This is a genomic window from Domibacillus indicus (genome assembly GCF_000970685.1).
GTDB classification, from domain to species: Bacteria; Bacillota; Bacilli; order Bacillales; family Domibacillaceae; genus Domibacillus; species Domibacillus indicus.
Map to the genome: position 1 here is coordinate 607,622 of NZ_LAJB01000002.1, position 18,850 is coordinate 626,471.

Genomic DNA, 18,850 nt, shown 5'->3' on the forward strand with positions numbered 1-18,850 from the left:
GGACACCTTCTTTTTATTTCTGCTGATCGTCCATTTTCAAGACAGCCATAAATGCTTCCTGCGGAACTTCTACGGAACCAACCTGCTTCATGCGTTTTTTTCCTTCTTTTTGTTTTTCGAGAAGCTTTCGTTTCCGGGAGATATCCCCGCCGTAACACTTGGCTAAAACATTTTTACGCATCGCTTTAATCGTTGACCGGGCAACAATTTTATTGCCAATTGCCGCCTGCACCGGCACTTCAAACTGCTGGCGCGGGATAAGTTCCTTCAGCTTTTCCACAATAACCTTTCCACGCTCATAAGCAAAGTCACGGTGTACAATAAAGCTCAGTGCATCGACTGTTTCTGCATTCAAAAGAATATCCATCTTCACAAGCTTGGACTGCTTATAGCCAATAAGCTCATAGTCAAAGGAGGCATATCCTTTTGTGCTTGATTTTAATTGGTCAAAGAAATCATATACGATTTCAGAAAGCGGCATTTCATACACGACGCTGACACGATTCGTATCAAGGTACTGCATGTCGATGAATATGCCTCGTTTCCCCTGCGCCAGCTCCATGACTGCTCCAACGTAATCGTTTGGCACAATGATAGACGCTTTTACGTACGGCTCTTCAACATGCGCAATTTTTTGCGGGTCCGGCATATCAGACGGATTGTCAACCCGCAGTTCTTCGCCATCTGTCATCGCAACCTGGTAAATAACGCTTGGTGCTGTTGTAATCAAGTCGATTTTAAATTCCCGTTCAATCCGCTCCTGGATAATTTCCATATGAAGAAGCCCGAGGAATCCGCAGCGGAAGCCAAAGCCAAGTGCCTGGGACGTTTCTGGTTCGTATTGAAGAGCCGAGTCGTTTAACTCAAGCTTTTCAAGTGCTTCGCGCAAGTCATTGTACTTGGATGAATCAATTGGGTAAAGACCGCAATACACCATCGGATTTAATTTCCGGTAACCAGCCAGCGGTTCAGAAGCCCCGTTTTTTGCTGAAGTAATGGTGTCACCGACTTGTGTATCTCCTACATTTTTAATTGCAGCTGCAAGATATCCAACATCGCCGACTGTTAACTCTTTTCTTTGGGTGGTTTTCGGGGTGAAAACGCCAATTTCCGTTACCTCAAATTCTTTCCCGGTGGCCATCATTTTGATTTTATCGCCTACTTTGACCGTACCGTCCACTACACGAATATAAGCGATAACACCGCGATATGCGTCATAAAGCGAATCAAAAATCAAAGCCTTAAGCGGCGCTTCCGGATCTCCTGTTGGCGCCGGTACTTTTTCCACAATTTGTTCCAGAATTTCTTCGATGCCAATTCCCGCTTTGGCAGAGGCAAGAACCGCTTCTGAAGCATCAAGGCCAATTACATCCTCTACTTCCTTGCGCACGCGTTCCGGTTCTGCAGCAGGAAGATCAATCTTATTAATCACCGGCAAAATTTCCAGGTCGTTATCAAGAGCCAGATAAACGTTAGCCAGCGTCTGGGCTTCGATACCCTGGGCCGCATCGACAACCAGTATGGCCCCTTCACATGCGGCAAGGCTTCTTGATACTTCATACGTGAAATCGACGTGTCCCGGTGTATCAATTAAATGAAAAATATAATCCTGCCCGTCTTTAGCTGTGTAATTCAGCTGTACGGCATTTAACTTTATGGTAATGCCCCGCTCGCGTTCAAGATCCATTGAATCAAGAAGCTGGCTTTTCATTTCGCGCGCTGTTAATGCTTTTGTTTGTTCTAAAATACGGTCAGCAAGCGTCGATTTCCCATGGTCTATATGGGCAATAATCGAGAAATTGCGTATGCGCTCCTGCCGTTCTAGTCGGTCGTTGTTGTTCATATTAATGTTCACTCCTGTTATCGGCACATAGATACTATTGTGATTATATCAGCGCATTATCTAATTGACAACGAACATTGAATGAACCGGCTATCGATTTTGTTCTTCTTTAATAAAGCGGGATAATATATCTGCAAAAGCTGCAGCGCTTCTTTCGAGTTCTTCCCGAGTATTTTCAACTCCGCCCATTTCTATGAGCATCGCCCTGTTTGACAGATCCTGATTAAACTTTCCGTTCGTCTGGCTTCCTGATTTTACAATAACGCCACGTGAGAGACCGGGGTAATATTGTTCAAATAATTTGTGGAGAGCTGAAGCAAAACGAGCATTTTCTTCATACCCGGCATGTTCTCCCCCCACTACAAAAACCGTTTTCGCCATCTTTTTTCCGTTTATCTCGGCTGTGGTAACCGATTTTCCCTGGGAGTCGCGGTGAATATCAACAAGATACGATAAAGCCGGCTGACTTTTTTGGACAGCCGCCACTACTGCCCTGGATTCTTCATAGGAAGCATTATACTTTTTCCCTTTTTTACTGAGCAGCGCGCCGATATCCGTCTTATTGACCGAGACACCGATCCCTTCTGACTCCAGATTCTTTGCAATCATCGATCCTACTTCTGTAATGTTAAGAGGAGCCTGTCCATCTTCCGGCGTAAAAGATTCAGATGTATGAGTAAAATAAAGAAGGACTTCTTTTTTTTCAATTGCCGGCCTGCCGGTTTCAGGCTTCTCTGGTTCTTTAACCGGTTCGTCGGGAACGGGAAGTTCATCAGGCTTATTAGACTCGACTGGCATTGTCGTATAATCCGTACCTTCACCGGCAATTAAAATCTGGCCGTCATAAATGGAGAAGCCCGGCAGCTCTTTTCCCAAAAATGTGCGCGGATCCCGGAGGCTGATACCTGCGGCGGCCTGAAAAGCGGCATCTACCCACTTCATTGTGCTTTGTTCCGATTTCATAACAGAACCAAACGCATGATTTTCAATGCGAAGCAGCTCATAAAAAGAAGCGGCTGGAATTTCAGCCGCCGCCCGGCTCATAGATTCAGAAGTAAGATGATAGGAAAACGGCATAACGGTTAAAAAGCCCGCTGTCCAAAGCGGCATAACAACTAAACAGGCATAAGCCGGAGCAAGCCAAAAAGACGTCTGCTTTTTTTTGCGCCAAAGGATCTTCGCCATCTCCTTTTTAACTCTTGTCCCTTTACTTTATGCGCAAACAAAAAAAGCAGACCACTATTTCAGCCTGCAAAAAAAGAACGTGTTTCTTCCGTCGGACGGTTGTGCAGCGCTTCGTTTAAAGCACTCGAAATCACTGCGGCAGCTCCCTGGATAAACAAGTCGGCTTCTTTTGGCGTCACAATCATATTGAAGCCGGCCGGTGTTAAAACCTCACTAATGAGCTGGTGTTTTTCATCTTCATCCAGCATGCCGATATTTCCCAAAAATGATTTTTTCCATGCTTCGTCTTCACGCCCGCTTTTTTCCTGGAGATGCGCCATAACCATTTCTATTGCATCACGCGTAACAGTTGCCGCATCAATGACCGTCGGAATACCAACAGCAATAACAGGAATTCCCGCTGTCTGCCGGCTGATTTCTTTTCGTCGGTTTCCGATGCCTGCGCCTGGCTGTATGCCAGCATCCGTCATTTGAATTGTTGCGTTAAGCCGTTCAACGGAGCGGGAGGCAAGCGCATCAATAACAATCAAAAAATCTGGCTTTTCGCGCTCAATCAGCCCAAGCAAAATATCTCCTGTTTCAATCCCTGTCATTCCCATGACCCCTGGAGAAATGGCGCTGACTGGACGATATCCATCCTGGACATGCTCGGGATGCAGCTTAAACAAATGATTGGTTACAATCAGGCGGTCTGTTACCCGGGGGCCGAGTGAATCGGGGGTAATCATATCGTTGCCGAGCCCGGCAATCAAACAGGCTGCATCCTGCGGCAGTCCCGCCCCCTTTATAAACAGGCGAATTTCTTCTGCAACAACCCGGCTGATAGCGGCGTGGCGCGATGTATCCGGTTTGCGGAGATCAGCTGATTCAATGGTAACGTAATGCCCCGCTTTTCTTCCGGTTATCTTTTCTGCACCTTCACTGATCTCGACTGTCGTTACTTTCGTTCCTTCTTTTTCCTCTTCTTTCAAATTAATTCCATCAACTTTTCCGCCCGTCTGCTGTTCTGCAATTAAAGCAGATTCTAAAGCTAAATCAGTACGCGGTGACCACTTTTTCATTGATTTCAACCTCCATTTTTCCGCAGTTTGCCCCCATGTGTAAAAGTTTATTCCTTTACACCCGATTTCTATTGCATTTCTTTTATTCCTTTGCTACAATACTTCTTGTTGTTTAATTCAATAATAGTTGATATCGGGTACGAATAAATGTTCGATCCATTTTAGGAGGTGACAGTAAATGCCAAATATTAAATCTGCCATCAAACGCACTAAAACTGCTCAAATTCGTTCAGCACGCAACACGCAAGCTAAATCAGCTATGCGCAGTGCAGTGAAAAAGTTCGAAACAGCAGCTGCTAATAATGACGAAAACGCAAAAGAATTGCTTGTAGAAGCAGTCAGCAAACTAGATAAAGCTGCAGCAAAAGGCCTTATCCACAAAAATGCTGCGAACCGTCAAAAAAGCCGTCTTATGAAGAAATTGGCTAACTAATAAAAAAAGTGTCCACTATGATGGACACTTTTTTTATTTTGTTCTCATTAATGTCTGCAGGCGGAATAAAAATAATTCAATAATCATTTTTTTCTCCATGCCGCTGCTCTTCATTTCGTAATCACATTCAGCCAGCATTTGCATAATCACCGAGAGCTGGTGCTCCGAAAAAGCCTGCGCCTGGCTTCCTGCAATTTTCACGCGAAATGGGTGTACTTTAAGCTGGCCGGCTATTTGCTGCTGGCCATATCCTTTTTTTACCAATTCCTTCACCTGGTAAATAAGCCTGAACTGGCCCGCAATAACGGCTAAAATTTTCAGCGGTTCTTCGTTCAGCCGGATTAAATCGTAGTAAATTCTTAACGCTTCCTGTAACTGGCCCGTCACGATTCGGTCCACAAGGCGAAAAATATCACTTTCAAGCGTTCGTGATGTTAAAGCGGCTACGTGCTCTTCCGTTATTTCATTTCCCTCACCGGCATGAAGAGCAAGCTTGGCAATTTCCATCGCCAGTACGGACAAATGAAAACCCGCAATTGCCAGCAGCTGCTGAATGGCTTCCCCTTCAATTACAGCTCCTTCTTCTGCAGCCTTGCTCTTAATCCACCCTGCGAGCTCCCGTTCAGCCGGACGTTTCGCTTCCAGGACGCCAGCCTGCTTTTTTATTAACTTCGTCAGTTTTTTCCGCTCATCTAATTTTTCGAATCTTCCTTGAAAAACTAGGATGGTAAACGGCGCGGGATCCTGTAAATATTGTTCCAGCTTCTTCACATTATGTTCAATTTTCACTTTTTCTGCTGTAAAAAAAAGCGGGTTGTGAACAAAAACAAGCTTTCTGTCTCCAAGAAACGGCAATGTTTCCGCTTCTTCAATGGCTGTCTCGACCGGTACTTCGGTCATATCGAACGAGTTAATATTTAAATCCGAGCCGTCTTTGTCCAATACACTTTTTAAAAGCAGCTGGCGTGCTTCTTCTATGAAATACTGCTCAGGCCCGTAAAGCAGATACAAGGACCGGAACCGTCCGCTTTTTAATTCCTTTAATACATCCATTCCCTCGACTCCATTCCATTTCTGTTTTTATTGTAGAAAAAACCTTTCTAAATCGCAAGAAACTGTTTCTGGATTGTAAACGGAACGCAGGCAAATTCACTTATAGCAGGCTTGCCGTTTCTTTTAAAAATCACGATGTCTTTTCCGCCGGCCTCAAGAGCCGCTTTTTCTGAAATACGCGTGAGAGTCTAGATTTTTCCGCTTTCATTGTCTATACTAATAGCATTAGAGGCTCAAAAATAGGGCACTTGCTGTCACACTTTGTGACTCATATTATGTGGTCCTAATGAAACAGGAGGGGTAGCGGATGAATGATTTTGAAAAAAATGTCCAATCAAAACGCAATGATGCAGTAGACTCCGGAGTAGGCTTTGTTGTTTCTTTTGGTTTCTTTGCAACGATGTTTATTCTTGCCACTGTTATTCAGCTGGTCGGCTGATATATCAGTTTAAAATCCGCCCGCATGCGCCGGGCGGATTTTATCTGACTGGAAAAACTGTTTTTACCTCACTTTTTTCAGAGCCAAATCGAAAGGTAATTGCTCCGTGCTGATCAGTCCGGTAAATCTTTACTCCTTCATTGGAAAACGTATCTGTCACTTCTTTATGCGGATGACCGTAACGATTATTTACACCGGCTGAAATAACAGCAAACTCCGGCTTAACCGCTTTAATAAATTCCAAAGACGAAGATGTTTTGCTTCCATGGTGGCCTGCTTTCAGCCAGTCGATATCAAGAAGATAGCGGTTTATCAATTCTTTTTCTCCTTCTTCCTCCATATCACCCGTGAAAAGCCAGGTTTTCCCGCCCATTTCCGCATAAAGGACAAGTGAATCGTTATTGCCTTCATATTCCCGGTCATTCGGCGCCAAAAATTGAAAAAAAGCATTTCCTGCTGTCCACGCTTCTCCTTCTATTCCCTCCCGGACTTTTCCGTTTATTTGAATGATGCCGGCCATAACATCAGCATTTCCGCTGCCGGGTGAAATAATAACTTCTTTTGCCGGAATCCGCTCAAGCACCTCGGCTGCTGCACCGGCATGATCAAAATCCGCATGAGTAATAATCAGCTTATCAAGCTCTGCCACCCCTTTTCTTTTTAAAAAGGGAACGACAGTGTCCTTTCCAACAGAGAATCCCCCCTGCCGCTCCGCCCACTTTTCTTTTTCAAAAATCACCTGCCCGCCTGTATCAATTAAATAGGTTCCCTGATTACGGGGCAGTTTAATAAAAATGCTGTCCCCCTGCCCGACATCCAGAAACGTCACTTCTCCTTCTGCCGAAAAACGATTCGACAGGATGATTCCCGCCAAGAAAAGTCCACAGATAATAAAAGAACTTCTCAGCTTTCGAGTTTTTTCCCAGAGAAAAAAAGAGCTGACGGATGCTGCGGCAAGAACAGCGGCAATTTTCATATCAGGCTGCCCTGTTACCAGTACAGCAAATGGAAGGTCTGCCATAACGGCTGCCAGCTTATCCATTTTTATTAAAAGTTCATTGGCAAAACTGGCGGGAATCGAAATAGAAACAAAAAAAGAGAGAAAAAATAATAGAAGAAGCAGCGGAAGCATAAGAAGCGAGTAAAAAGGCACAAACAAGAGGTTAGCCACGGGAGCAATGAGCGACAGCTCAGCGAAATGGACAAGCAGCACAGGAAGAGCGGCAAGCTGCGATACAATCGAAACAAACCATGACAGTTCAATGGCATTTCGGGCCCTTTTTAAGATAGAGCCTGATGACAAAACAAGAGCCCAGGTAACAAGAAACGAAAGCTGAAAACCCGCTTGAAACACACTGTACGGGTTTTGAAGAGCCATGATTAAAAAAGCAATGCCAAGCGCAGAAGATGCCGAAAGCTTAACATGGCTTGAGGAAGCAAATAAAACCGCTCCCGTCATAAGACAGGCACGGACTACAGGCGGTGAGGCCCCTGTGAGCAGCGCATAAAGAGGCAGGGCGGCAAGCAGCAGCAGCCTGGCCCGTTCACGCGTAACCCCTAATCGTATAAAGGAGTAAAAAAGAAGTCCTGTCAGCAATGTAACATGCAGGCCCGAAATAGACAGAATATGCACTATGCCAAGACGTTCATAGTCCTCGGCTGTTTCTTCCCCTTCAGACGAACGGTCTCCAAATAAAAGGGCCGCTGCCACAGAAGAAAGCGGAGCCGGAAAGTGATCCTTGACCCGGTCCAGTGCCTCAATACGCCATGAAGCAGGCAGATAGCGAACAGAATGATTCTCCACACAGCTCTCTAGCAGAATTTCTTTCGGTGTCAGCGTAAAAAAGATTCCTTGTGATGCTAAATACGCACGATAGTTAAACTCACCCGGATTCCTCGCTTCAGCCGGAAGTGCAGCTTCTGCTTGAAAGCGGCACGTTAAGCCGGGTGCCAGCCCTCCGGTGAACCGCTCCTTTTCCTCTTTTGACCGGAAGCGATACGTAAGCTTAAGTGCTTCTTTTGAAGATGCTTCCACAACTTCTGCATTTAACCGGTCTCCATTCATTCTCAGGTCGTCCGTAAATAAAACGGTCCACTCTGTTTCTGAACCGCTAACAGCGGACTTGTGCTCTGACTGGTGAACCGAGGTTGTGATAAAAAACACGAGAAAAGTGCCGATCATCCAGGCCCGTACTGCTGAATTAACTTTTAAAAAAAGGATACCTCCCGCTATACTAACCAGCAGGACTACAGGCGCTGGAACCTGAAGAACAAACAAAACCGCCGTAAGTGCTGCGGTGCCCATCTGGAGAATCAGCATAAATTATCAATCCTTTTATTCTTGTGGAATATGAACGACTTCGATATCTTTTAGAAAATGGCTGTTCCATTTGTTTGGATAAGCATGCTGATAGATAATACGGGCTACACCCGCCTGCGCAAGAGTTTTTGCACAATTTTCACATGGTTCATGAGTTACATAAGCAGCAGCGCCTTTTAGCTTATCGCGCTCTGCATGAAGAACCGCGTTCAGCTCGGCATGCAGGCAGCGTATACACCGCCCTTGATCAGACAGCAGGCAGCCTGCTTCCTGGCAATGCTCATGTCCGTGAATGGAGCCGTTATAACCCGTCGACACAATATGTTTATCTTTCACAATAACACACCCGACATGCAGCCGATTGCACGTCGACCGTGCAGCGACAACATCTGCAATATTTAAAAAATAATCATCCCAGCTTTTTCGTTCCATCTCTAAACCCTCTTTTCTGTTTCTTCCGGCCTTCTGTCCGGCCTGTCCTTTTAGTTTATCGGCTCTTCTTTCTATCCGTCAAATCCATTTATTGAACGGTAATAAGCGGCGCCAGCTTTTCAAACGTTTTATCCCCGATACCCGATACATTTTTTAAATCTTCCACTTTTGTAAAAGGGCCGTCCGTTTCTCTGAAATCAATAATTGCCTGCGCCTTGGATTCTCCAATGCCAGGAAGCTCCTGAAGACCAGCTGAATCGGCTGTATTAATATTGACCATCTCTTTATCCTCTGCGAAATCCGCGTTTCCAGAAGAAACCGGCGCAGTCTGGACAGCCGGAATTTCTTCTCCCTTTACCGGTATATAAATAACCATTTCATCCTGCACTTTTTGCGCCAGATTTACAGAAGCTGCGTCAGCCTGTTCTGTTATCCCGCCGGCTTTGTTAATTACATCATTTACTCTTTCCTCACTTAACATTGTATAAATTCCAGGCATAGACACTGCCCCTTTTATATCAACCGTTACTTGAACCGGCTGTGACGCTTCTTCTGCAGGTTCTTCCTCTTTTACCTGCACTTCCTCTATTTCTGCCGTTCCTGAAGACTCGGGCATCGGGCTTTCTTCTGTCAGCCCATACAGCCAGAATAAAGCCACTCCGAGCACTCCGGCACCAGCCAGCTTATACTTTTTTATTGTTTCTTTAACATCCATTCATTCCTCTCCTATTCTCCTGGCATAATTTTGGATTACAGACGTACAGATAACAAGTGAACAAGAAAGGAGCATCTGCTATGAAAATTGGAATCATTGGAACGGGAAGTATCGGCACTGTTTTAGCAGAAGCATTTCTCTCTTCTTCTGCAGTTGCACCGGAAGACCTTTTCTTGTATAACCGGACTATTGAAAAAGCCGAACAGTTAAAAATGACCTTTCCCGGCGTTCATGTATGCCAGACTGCCGAAGAAACCGCCAAAAAAGCAAGGCTGCTCTTTGTTTGTTTGCGGCAGCCTGATTTAAAGCCGCTGCTTGAATCCATCGCTCCTTCTTTAACTGCGGGCCATTGTGTTTTTTCAACGGCAAGCGCTGTTTCTATTAAACAAATGGAATCTGTTCTTCCCTGTCCGTGTGGAAAGGTGATTCCTTCTGTAACAAATTCGGCTGCCGCCGGCGGAATTTTGTATTCTTTCGGGGAATCATGCGGACCGGCCTGGCAGAAGCACCTTACAGGGCTGTTTGAACAAATTGCCGGTGTGGCTCTCGAAGCAGATGACCGTATTGTACGGGCCGCCTCAGATTTAACAGGATGTGGCCCTGCGTTCTTTTCCAAAATGGCTGTCATGTATGCAGAGGAAGCTGCTAGATACGGATTAACGAAGGAGCAGGCGGAAATATTGTCGTTTCATATGATGATTGGTCTGGGGGAGCTGCTTAAACAAAAGAATTGGACGTTAGAGAAGTTAACGGAACGAACTGCAGCCAAGGGTGGAGTAACAGCACGCGGACTTAAAGTGATTGAATCAGAGGCGGGGAACCTTTTTGCGCTGCTATGCAGAATGACGCAGCAGAAAGCGGCGGAAGACAGAAAAGAGGCATCTGCCGCATTTGGCATTACAAATTAATTCGGCATTTCTTTTCTTTTCCCTCTCATCTTTACAAAAACTTAACAAAAAAAAGCAGCTTAACGGCTGCTCTTTTTTGCTTTTAAAAAAATTCGTTCAGATTCAAAACCCGGCGCTTGATTGGTGAAGTCAGCGGTAATCGCTTCTAGCTGAAATCCCGCCTCATTAAGCCATTTGGCGTAATTCTCTGGAGTGAATGTCCGCTGGCAGTGCAGTTCGTCGAATCGTTCATATTTTTCATCTTCTGTACGAACAAAAAAGGTCAATTCATGCTCCACGCTGTTTTCATTCTCTCCGGGAAATGCATTCCAAATAAACGAAACATCTTCCGCGGCATCAGCAAACGTATTCTTTAAAAAAACATCCTTTATTTTATAAATAGAGTGAACATCAAATAAGAATAAACCGCCATCCTTTAAATGGCGGAATACCGATTGAAAGGTCTGCTTTACATCCTCTTCTGTTTTCAAGTAGTTGAGTGAATCACAAAAGATAACCGCCGTGTCAAACATACCGAGGCTGTCAAGCTCACGCATATCCTGCTGGAAAAGCGGGATTGTTACACCATTTGCTTCCGCTTTTTCACGGGCAATGGTGAGCATCTCTTCAGAAAGATCAACACCCGTTACCTGAAAACCGGCACGTGCAAAGCGGACAGCGAGCTCCCCTGTTCCACAGCCAATATCAAGAAGCGGGCCGGGTTTCACTTCTTTCTGCAGATATTCTTCCCACTCATTGTACGGTGCATCCTGCATTAATGCATCATAGACAGAGGCAAAACGACTGTAGCTCATGAGGTCAGCACATCAACGTGCGGAGCATCACCCCAGAGGCGTTCCAGATTATAGTAGATACGCTCATCACGGTGAAATACATGAACGACGACATCGCCAATATCGATTAACACCCAGCGCGCTTCGTCAAACCCTTCCATCCGCTTAATCTCAGCACCCAGCTCTTCCGCTTTCTCTTTTACTTCGCGGGCAATCGCCTGTACTTGTTTGTCTGAATTCCCATGACAAATAACGAAATAGTCGGCAACCGGCGAGATGCCCTCCATATCAAGCGCTGTGATGTTTTCCGCCCGCTTGTCATCTGCCGCCTTCGTTACTGCATGTAATAATTGCTGTTGTTCTGTCAATTAACCATCGTCTCCATTCTGAATAAAATCGTTGTAGGTATCCATTGTCACAGGGAAAACCGGCTGCTGTTTCCCCATCAAAAATAAAATTGAATTTTTTACAGCAGCCAAAACGGCCTGATTCAAATTTTGTTCAGCTATTTTTCGAACTTCTTCCACACCGGGAAACAAACGTCCCGGCTCAATATAATCAGCTAGATAAACAATTTTTTCAAGCAGTGTCATACCCGGCCGGCCTGTTGTATGCCAGCGTATAGCCGATAATACTTCTTTATCTTTTATACCGGCCTCTCTCCGGACAAGAACAGCGCCCGCCGGTGCATGCCAGAGTTCATGGTGAAAATCAAAAAGCCGGTCATCTTCTTTCTCTTCCAGCAGAATTTTCTTCATCTCTTCTTTTGGGCGAAATTTCGCATAGTCGTGAAAGATGGCAGCCAGTTCTGCTTTTTGTATGTCTGCTCCATACTGTTTTGCAAGGTTTACTGCCGTTTCCGTCACGCCCAGTGTATGCACATACCGTTTATCTGTTAACTGTGCTTTGACGATTTCAAGTGCTTTATTTCGCTCCATATAACCCATTCTCCTTTATATACTGAATGACTGGTTCCGGCAGCAAGTAATGAAGCGTTTCATTGGCCGCCGCTTTTTTTCGGAGCGCGGTTGATGATAAATGAATTTCCGGTGTTTCGATGAGCGTGACCGGGTATGCTGTTTCTGTTGAATAGCCTGGCCGTTTAACCCCGGCAAATGTAACCAGCCGGCTTAATTCATCAATCTCCCGCCAATTTGGCAAATACTCAATCATGTCTGCCCCAATAATAAAGTAAAATGACGTGCCTGGTTCTTGTTTTATCAGTTCCCGTAAAGTGTCAATCGTATACGACACTCCGGCACGTTCAATTTCTATTGTTTCAAGCTTAAATAAAGGATTGTCTTCAATAGCAAGCTTCGTCATTTGAAGACGGTGTTCATCTGCTATATGCCCGGCCAGCCGCTTATGCGGCGGAACCGAATTTGGCATAAAACGAACTTCATCCAGGTTCAGAGCATGAAGCACTTCATTTGCAGCGATCAAGTGGCCAATATGCGGCGGGTTAAACGTCCCGCCTAAAATCCCCACTTTTTTCATCGGGGCAAAACAAGTTTTTTGTTTTCTTTTGACTCTTTGTAGAGCACAACTGTGTGGCCGATGAGCTGAACAAGCTCTGCCCCTGCCCCTTGAGCCAGCGCCTCTGCTACTTCATGTTTGTCATCTTCGTTGTTTTGCAGGATGCTTACTTTAATCAGCTCGCGCACTTCAAGTGCTTCAGCAATTTGCGTTGTCATATTTTCGCTCACACCGCCTTTTCCTACTTGAAATATCGGGTCTAAATGGTGTGCTTCCGCCCGTAAAAATCGTTTTTGTTTTCCTGTCAGCATGTTTTCCCTCCAAGTTTATCCTGTACTATTTTCTCCATTCGGTCCGGATCAGGCAGGACGCCCGTCCATTTTTCAAACGCGAGCGCCCCCTGGTAAGCAAACATCCTTAATCCGTTTTGCACTCGTGCGCCGCGCAGTCCTGCTTCTTTCATAAGAGCTGTTTGAGCTGGATTATAGATAATATCAGATAAAAAAGCATCCGGACGAATATTCGCAAGCCGGAGCGGCATTTTATCTACACCGGGAGACATTCCGATCGATGTCGTTTGAATAATAATATCGTAATCGCCCAGCTTTTCTTCCGCTTCAATAAGTGCCAGCAGCTCCGTTTCCACAGCATATGGACATCTTTCCTTCAGCTGTGACGCTTTTTCTGCCGTTCGATTTGCAATATCTACCCGTTTTGCTCCCTGCTGTCCAAGCGTATAATAAATAGCGCGTGCTGCTCCGCCTGCCCCGATAATCAATATGTGTTTATCTAACACACTTTTTCCATATTCTTCATTCAATCCGCGAATAAATCCTTCTCCATCTGTATTATACCCGATGTATCGGTTATCGCTTCGAATGACTGTATTGACTGCTCCGATTGCCTGGGCAAGCGGATCTACTTCATCAAGCAGCGGCATAATCGCTGTTTTATGCGGTACAGTTACATTAAAGCCGGAAACACCGATGGCTTTCATCCCGGCAACCGCAGCTGCTAAATCTTCTCTTTTTATATGAAAGGGGTGATAATAAGCGTTTATTCCAAGCGTCTCAAACGCGTCATTATGCATAGCCGGCGACATTGAATGTCCAATCGGGTCGCCAATAACCCCATATAACTTTTTCATCTGGCTGTCCCACCTTTAAATTAACGACTTGCGTAATGTGACAGCGGCCCCTTTTGGTACATAAGCCGCTACTTTGGCTCCTGGTTCGTTGACTGTAATCCACCCAAGCCCGGAGAAAACGATATCGGTTTTCGCTTCTTTAATTGTCCATTCCTGCCGAATCAGCTCGAGGGCCTTTCCTCCTTGCCCTGCCGGCTTCAGCAGCTCTCCCGCATGATTCTGATACAAGGCGTCAGCTTTTTCTAATTTTGTCCGGTGAATCTCAATTTCATTGGACACATGGCAGATAAATGAACGGCGCCCTCCTGATAGGTAATCAAAGCGGGCCAATCCTCCAAAAAACAAACTCTGTTCTTCATTTAACTGAAAAACCTTTGGTTTGATTTCTTTTTTCGGCAGCAGATATTTTAAGTTTTCCTTATCTACAAAATGAGCCATTTGATGATGGTTAATAATCCCCGGAGTGTCGACCAGAACACGGCCATCAGAAAGAGGGATTTCGATCATATCCAGTGTAGTGCCCGGAAAATGAGAAGTAGTGATAATGTCACCTTCTCCTGTAATCTCCTGTATAATGCGGTTGATAAATGTAGATTTCCCAACATTTGTACAGCCGACTACGTAAACATCTTTCCCGTTTCGGAAATGCTCAATAGCTTCTGCTGCCGCACGAATTGCCTTGCCTTCTGAAGCGCTGGTCAGCAGTACATCAATTGGCTTTAAGCCAAGCTGGCTTGCCTCATGGCGCATCCAGTGAATCACTTTTTCTTTTTTCACCGATTTTGGAAGAAGATCAGATTTATTTCCAATCAGCAGCACGGGATTTTTCCCGGCAAAACGATGCAGGCCCGGCAGCCAGCTTCCATTAAAATCAAAAATATCTACGATTTTTACGATTAATGAATCGGTGTCACCGATGGTATTTAAAATTTTTAAAAAATCGTCATCCGTCAATTCCACATCCTGCACTTCATTATAGTGCTTTAAACGAAAGCACCGCTTACAGACGATAGTTTCTTTTTCAAGAGCAGCGGACGGCGCGTAGCCAAGCGCATTTGGATCATCCGTTTGAATGGCTACACCGCACCCTTCACATGTAATTGTCTCACTCATTGATTCCGTTCCTCCCATTCAATCATCCCTTTCCGTTTGAAAAAAGACATTAGCCTTCGTTCAATCTTCCGGTTAATCCGCGTCCAAAACCCATCAGTTGCCGCGATTGGGATAACCAAAATTGTATAAATGCCGCTGCGGTTTCCTCCAAATACATCGGTCAGCAGCTGATCACCGATTACGACGGTTTCTTGCTTTTTCACATTCAACAGCTTGATTGCTTTTCTGAAAGCCCGGCCCATTGGTTTTCTTGCTTCAAATATAAACGGCAAATCAAGAGGTGTTGAAAACGAGCTGACCCGCTTTTGATTATTGTTCGATACAATCAGCACTTTAATCCCTGCATCGCGCATTTTTTGAAACCACTGTAAAAGCTCGGGCGTAGCATCCGGTCTGTCCCATGCTACGAGCGTATTATCAAGATCTGTTATGATCGCTTTAATTCCTTTTTGTTTTAAACGTTCCGGTTCGATTTCCAGGACGCTTCTCACCTGCTCATTCGGCAAAAATAATTTCAGCACAATGTACACCCCTACTATTCGTTTGCTTCTCCTATCATAGCCGATTTTTCCATATGTGACAAAGTAATAATAAGAACAAAAACTTTTCGACATTTTTTTCGCTTTCTCTCTCTGTGGATAACGTTATGCACAAATAAACACAGCTGTTTCAAGGGGTTTCGTTACTTATCCAAAAGCACCCCTAAAGTTATCCACCATCACCTGTGGAAAAAAGAACAATTGTTCTAAACTGGTTTTTTTGTTAAAATTTAAGAAAACATATTACTTATATGGAGATGATAGATTATGCATTCTTTATCGGATAATTTACTTCTTTCTTCTTATACAAAAGCAGCAAAGCTGAAACTCAATGACGAGTTTCTTGCACTCATGGAAAAAGAAATGAAGCGGCGGGCCATCCAGTCACAAAAAATGAATAAAAAGGAATAGCCCTGTTTCCCTCTGAATATGTTCATATTAAAGGAGGGATTCTAATGATTGACTTAGCAGCCGCTCTCTCTTTTTTACTAAAGGAAGCGGTTTTTTTCGTTTCTTATGTGAAGCATAATGCCTTCCCCCAGCCTTTAAGCCCGGAAGATGAAAAGAAATACCTGGCACTCCATGAAAAAGGCGACCGTCATGCCCGAGCAAAACTGATAGAGCACAATCTTCGCCTTGTCGCTCACATTGTGAAGAAATTCGAAAAAACCCACCACGATACAGAAGATCTTATTTCCATTGGAACAATAGGACTCATTAAAGGAATTGAAAGTTATTCCGGAAAAAAAGGTACAAAACTTGCGACTTATGCAGCCCGCTGCATCGAAAACGAAATTCTAATGCACTTTCGCTCCTTAAAGAAAACCAAAAAAGATGTGTCCTTATATGACCCGGTCGGCCGCGACAAGGAAGGCAATGAAATCAGCCTTCTTGATTTATTAAAAACCGAGGATGAAGACGTTGCCGCACGCTTATCTCTTCAAATGGACATTGACCAAATGAAAAAATGCTTATCAGTGCTTGATGACCGGGAGCTTTCTGTTATTGCGGCCCGATACGGCCTGGTGAATGACCAGGATAAGACACAGCGGGAGATCGCGGCCGGAATGAATATTTCAAGAAGCTACGTCTCCCGCATTGAAAAAAGAGCCCTGGCGAAAATGATGCAGGAATTTAAACGGATTCAAGCGAAACAAAAAAGGGCTCCAAAAGATCTGGAGCACCCTTCAAATCACTTTTCCTCAATCGATTGAAACCGAGATCATAACACCCATTACCGTTGCCAAAAGTAACCCCATAATCATCATAATCATTCGTGACAACTCTCCTTTTTATCCACTTATTCGTTGTTTCTACTTTACCACAAAATATACCTTTTGTGACCTGTTATTGCTTCATTTGAAGCTGTTCAACGATTTTCATTACCAGGCTGGCTGAATGAAGACCGGCTTTCGGCAGAAATTGTTCAAATGAAATGTTTGACTCCTTGCCGGCAATATCGGAAAGCGCCCGAATAATAACAAATGGCACAGTGAATTGATAAGCTACCTGGGCAATGGCGGCAGCTTCCATTTCAACGGCTTGAAGGCCGGGGAACTTCTCTGCAATGGCCTGTACACGCGCCGGGTCATTCATAAAGGAATCCCCTGTTGCAATAAGGCCTTTTACCGTTTTTACTTCTGAGTCTCCTTCTGATGCCTTATAAGCAATATCAACCAGCTTTTCATCTGCTTGAAAAGCTGCAGGCAGCTGCGGCACCTGGCCATATTCATAACCGAAGGCAGTTACATCCACGTCATGATGCCGCACTTCCGTTGAAACAACTACATCGCCTACCTGCAAATCCGGTGACAGCCCGCCTGCCGAACCTGTATTGATAATGACATCTGGCTTAAACTCATGAATAAGCACTGCAGTCGTCATCGCCGCATTGACCTTGCCGATACCCGAACGCAGCAATACGGTATCAGCACCATGAAGCCGGCCTATTGTAAATTCACTGCCTGCTATCGTCTTGACCTTCCTGTTTTCCATTTCATTGCGTAAAATTGTAACTTCTTCTTCCATTGCACCAATAATAGCTGCTTTCATCTGTGACACTCCTTTTATTGAGTCCGCAAAAAAAACCCGCCGTCAAAGCGGGTTTTAGCGGCCTTTGTCATTTTCTTCGAGCTTCTGGACTTTCGTCGGCTTCCAGCCTTCACCGTCTACCCACTCAATGTGTACGCGGTACGCTTCATCCTGGTTTGATTTTGGCGATACGGTTCCGATAGCTGCTTGAGGGCCATCTCCGCTAATATACCAAACCGTCATGTCGCTTAGTGGAATACCTGTTGCATAAGCCAGCGCCTGCTCTTTTTCCTGCCAGTCAGTGGAATCTGTTTCAAAAGAAGACGTATGCTCTCCCGTTTGAGATGTGCCTACACCCTCCCAATTCGGATTCACAATATCCTCTTCAACATTTGGGTCGGTTCCTTCCGAAACAATGACTTCTTCATCTGCTGGTTCCTCTTCTGTTTGCTCTTCTTCAGCCGGCTCCTCTGTCTCAGCCGGTTCGCTTTCGTCTTCCGTTCCTGTTTCTTCAGATTGAGCTGGCTCCTCTTCTGTTTCCTCATCCGAAACAGCAGCTGTCTGATCCTGCTTTGTTTCTTCCGGTGCTGCCGGCTCTTCATCATTATTTCCACCTGCAAAAATGGTAAATCCGACAATAATTATAAGCAGCACGACAACCGCGATGGCTGTATTTAAAATGCGGTTTGTTTTTCTCCGCTTGGTTTTGCGCTCGGCACGCGACGATTGTTCCATTTGCTTCTCCTCCTCATTACGTTTCCATTTTAACATGTTCTGTTTGCTTGATAAAAGTTTTTCATTAAAAAAGCGCAAAAGGCCTAAGCCTTCTACGCTTTGCAATTAACTGATTGAAACAATTTTTACATTCATTTCGCCGGCCGGTGTTTGAACAATTACTTTATCGCCAACACGTCTGCCAATCATGCTTTTCGCAATAGGCGAATCATTTGAAATTTTCCCTTCAAATGGATCCGCTTCCGCGCTGCCCACAATTGTATAGCTTTCTTCTTCGCCATCTGGAAGTTCAACGAACGTCACTGTTTTTCCAAGTGATACTTCATCCGCATTCATCTCGCTTGCTTCAATAATCTTTGCATTACGGATCATCGTTTCAATTGTACCAATCCGGCCTTCCACAAACGCCTGCTCTTCTTTTGCTGAGTCATATTCAGAGTTCTCTGACAGGTCGCCGAAGCTGCGGGCAATTTTAATGCGTTCCACAACTTCTTTCCGTTTTACAGATTTCAAATACTCCAGTTCCTGCTCCAGTTTTTCTTTGCCTTCCCGTGTCATCGGGTATACTTTTTCGTTCGACAACTTCTTCCACTCCTTTAATGTTCACCCAAAAAGCACTTAAATATGAGCGCGCCCCTTCCAATTTA

Annotated in this window: 23 protein-coding genes; 5 read left to right on the forward strand and 18 right to left on the reverse strand. The window is 44.8% G+C overall.

What is annotated here, in order from left to right; genetic code table 11:
• Positions 1 to 13 precede the first annotated feature (13 nt).
• The 3 genes from lepA to gpr form a co-directional block, all read right to left on the reverse strand.
• Positions 14 to 1,843 carry a translation elongation factor 4 gene (lepA, locus tag VP98_RS03480; RefSeq protein ID WP_046173881.1) on the reverse strand — a complete coding sequence of 610 codons (1,830 nt, stop codon included), beginning with the start codon at positions 1,841 to 1,843 and terminating at the stop codon, positions 14 to 16.
• Between the two features lie 90 nt (positions 1,844 to 1,933).
• Positions 1,934 to 3,028: a stage II sporulation protein P gene (gene spoIIP, locus VP98_RS03485; RefSeq protein ID WP_052712116.1), complete on the reverse strand. Its 1,095-nt coding sequence runs from the start codon at positions 3,026 to 3,028 to the stop codon at positions 1,934 to 1,936.
• Positions 3,029 to 3,087: 59 nt separating this feature from the next.
• Positions 3,088 to 4,089, reverse strand: coding sequence for a GPR endopeptidase (gene gpr / locus VP98_RS03490; protein WP_046173882.1), 1,002 nt, complete (start codon positions 4,087 to 4,089; stop codon positions 3,088 to 3,090).
• Positions 4,090 to 4,267: 178 nt separating this feature from the next.
• Here gpr and rpsT point away from each other — a divergent pair, with 178 nt between their 5' ends.
• Positions 4,268 to 4,522, forward strand: coding sequence for a 30S ribosomal protein S20 (rpsT, locus tag VP98_RS03495; protein WP_046173883.1), 255 nt, complete (start codon positions 4,268 to 4,270; stop codon positions 4,520 to 4,522).
• Between the two features lie 33 nt (positions 4,523 to 4,555).
• Here the strand turns inward: rpsT and holA are convergent, their stop codons facing one another.
• Positions 4,556 to 5,575 (reverse strand): DNA polymerase III subunit delta, encoded by a 1,020-nt coding sequence (gene holA / locus VP98_RS03500; RefSeq protein WP_046173884.1) that lies wholly within the window; start codon positions 5,573 to 5,575, stop codon positions 4,556 to 4,558.
• 307 nt (positions 5,576 to 5,882) lie between these two features.
• On the opposite strand from holA, the gene VP98_RS18455 reads away from it, so the two are divergent.
• Positions 5,883 to 6,014 (forward strand): YqzM family protein, encoded by a 132-nt coding sequence (locus tag VP98_RS18455; protein ID WP_046173885.1) that lies wholly within the window; start codon positions 5,883 to 5,885, stop codon positions 6,012 to 6,014.
• 40 nt (positions 6,015 to 6,054) lie between these two features.
• On the opposite strand, the gene VP98_RS03510 is transcribed toward VP98_RS18455, so the two are convergent.
• The 3 genes from VP98_RS03510 to VP98_RS03520 form a co-directional block, all read right to left on the reverse strand.
• On the reverse strand, positions 6,055 to 8,334 hold the full coding sequence (locus VP98_RS03510) for a DNA internalization-related competence protein ComEC/Rec2 (protein ID WP_046173886.1): 2,280 nt from the start codon (positions 8,332 to 8,334) through the stop codon (positions 6,055 to 6,057).
• Positions 8,335 to 8,349: 15 nt separating this feature from the next.
• Positions 8,350 to 8,766 (reverse strand): deoxycytidylate deaminase, encoded by a 417-nt coding sequence (locus VP98_RS03515; RefSeq protein ID WP_046173887.1) that lies wholly within the window; start codon positions 8,764 to 8,766, stop codon positions 8,350 to 8,352.
• An 88-nt stretch (positions 8,767 to 8,854) separates the two neighbouring features.
• Positions 8,855 to 9,481 (reverse strand): helix-hairpin-helix domain-containing protein, encoded by a 627-nt coding sequence (locus VP98_RS03520; RefSeq protein ID WP_046173888.1) that lies wholly within the window; start codon positions 9,479 to 9,481, stop codon positions 8,855 to 8,857.
• 80 nt (positions 9,482 to 9,561) lie between these two features.
• Between VP98_RS03520 and VP98_RS03525 the strand changes: the two genes are divergently transcribed.
• Positions 9,562 to 10,389, forward strand: coding sequence for a pyrroline-5-carboxylate reductase dimerization domain-containing protein (locus VP98_RS03525; RefSeq protein WP_046173889.1), 828 nt, complete (start codon positions 9,562 to 9,564; stop codon positions 10,387 to 10,389).
• A gap of 59 nt (positions 10,390 to 10,448) precedes the next feature.
• On the opposite strand, the gene VP98_RS03530 is transcribed toward VP98_RS03525, so the two are convergent.
• Genes VP98_RS03530 through VP98_RS03565 form a run of 8 tightly spaced genes read right to left on the reverse strand, consistent with a single transcriptional unit; the run spans position 10,449 to position 15,422 of the window.
• Complete coding sequence (locus VP98_RS03530; protein WP_046173890.1) at positions 10,449 to 11,183, reverse strand: class I SAM-dependent DNA methyltransferase; 735 nt, start codon at positions 11,181 to 11,183, stop codon at positions 10,449 to 10,451.
• The gene (gene rsfS / locus VP98_RS03535) at positions 11,180 to 11,530 is read right to left on the reverse strand and encodes a ribosome silencing factor (protein WP_046173891.1); all 351 of its coding nucleotides are present in this window, start codon (positions 11,528 to 11,530) and stop codon (positions 11,180 to 11,182) included. Before rsfS ends, VP98_RS03530 begins: the two co-directional genes overlap by 4 nt.
• On the reverse strand, positions 11,531 to 12,100 hold the full coding sequence (yqeK, locus tag VP98_RS03540) for a bis(5'-nucleosyl)-tetraphosphatase (symmetrical) YqeK (protein WP_046173892.1): 570 nt from the start codon (positions 12,098 to 12,100) through the stop codon (positions 11,531 to 11,533).
• Positions 12,087 to 12,659: a nicotinate-nucleotide adenylyltransferase gene (locus VP98_RS03545; protein WP_046173893.1), complete on the reverse strand. Its 573-nt coding sequence runs from the start codon at positions 12,657 to 12,659 to the stop codon at positions 12,087 to 12,089. The genes yqeK and VP98_RS03545 overlap by 14 nt, the downstream gene beginning before the upstream one ends.
• Positions 12,656 to 12,949, reverse strand: coding sequence for a ribosome assembly RNA-binding protein YhbY (gene yhbY, locus VP98_RS03550; protein ID WP_046173894.1), 294 nt, complete (start codon positions 12,947 to 12,949; stop codon positions 12,656 to 12,658). Before yhbY ends, VP98_RS03545 begins: the two co-directional genes overlap by 4 nt.
• Complete coding sequence (gene aroE, locus VP98_RS03555) at positions 12,943 to 13,785, reverse strand: shikimate dehydrogenase (RefSeq protein WP_046173895.1); 843 nt, start codon at positions 13,783 to 13,785, stop codon at positions 12,943 to 12,945. The genes yhbY and aroE overlap by 7 nt, the downstream gene beginning before the upstream one ends.
• Before the next feature lie 15 nt (positions 13,786 to 13,800).
• Complete coding sequence (yqeH, locus tag VP98_RS03560; RefSeq protein ID WP_046173896.1) at positions 13,801 to 14,898, reverse strand: ribosome biogenesis GTPase YqeH; 1,098 nt, start codon at positions 14,896 to 14,898, stop codon at positions 13,801 to 13,803.
• The gene (locus tag VP98_RS03565) at positions 14,895 to 15,422 is read right to left on the reverse strand and encodes a YqeG family HAD IIIA-type phosphatase (protein ID WP_231584115.1); all 528 of its coding nucleotides are present in this window, start codon (positions 15,420 to 15,422) and stop codon (positions 14,895 to 14,897) included. The genes yqeH and VP98_RS03565 overlap by 4 nt, the downstream gene beginning before the upstream one ends.
• 282 nt (positions 15,423 to 15,704) lie before the next feature.
• Here VP98_RS03565 and sda point away from each other — a divergent pair, with 282 nt between their 5' ends.
• Positions 15,705 to 15,848 (forward strand): sporulation histidine kinase inhibitor Sda, encoded by a 144-nt coding sequence (gene sda / locus VP98_RS03570; protein WP_046173898.1) that lies wholly within the window; start codon positions 15,705 to 15,707, stop codon positions 15,846 to 15,848.
• A 44-nt stretch (positions 15,849 to 15,892) separates the two neighbouring features.
• Positions 15,893 to 16,651, forward strand: coding sequence for an RNA polymerase sporulation sigma factor SigK (sigK, locus tag VP98_RS03575; RefSeq protein WP_046173899.1), 759 nt, complete (start codon positions 15,893 to 15,895; stop codon positions 16,649 to 16,651).
• A gap of 133 nt (positions 16,652 to 16,784) precedes the next feature.
• Here sigK and mtnN read toward each other — a convergent pair whose 3' ends face one another.
• The 3 genes from mtnN to greA form a co-directional block, all read right to left on the reverse strand.
• Positions 16,785 to 17,489, reverse strand: coding sequence for a 5'-methylthioadenosine/S-adenosylhomocysteine nucleosidase (gene mtnN, locus VP98_RS03580; RefSeq protein WP_046173900.1), 705 nt, complete (start codon positions 17,487 to 17,489; stop codon positions 16,785 to 16,787).
• 54 nt (positions 17,490 to 17,543) lie between these two features.
• Positions 17,544 to 18,203: a DUF1510 family protein gene (locus VP98_RS03585; RefSeq protein WP_046174145.1), complete on the reverse strand. Its 660-nt coding sequence runs from the start codon at positions 18,201 to 18,203 to the stop codon at positions 17,544 to 17,546.
• Positions 18,204 to 18,308: 105 nt separating this feature from the next.
• A complete protein-coding gene (gene greA, locus VP98_RS03590) occupies positions 18,309 to 18,785 on the reverse strand; it encodes a transcription elongation factor GreA (protein WP_046173901.1) in 477 nt (158 codons plus the stop codon).
• Positions 18,786 to 18,850: the final 65 nt, after the last annotated feature.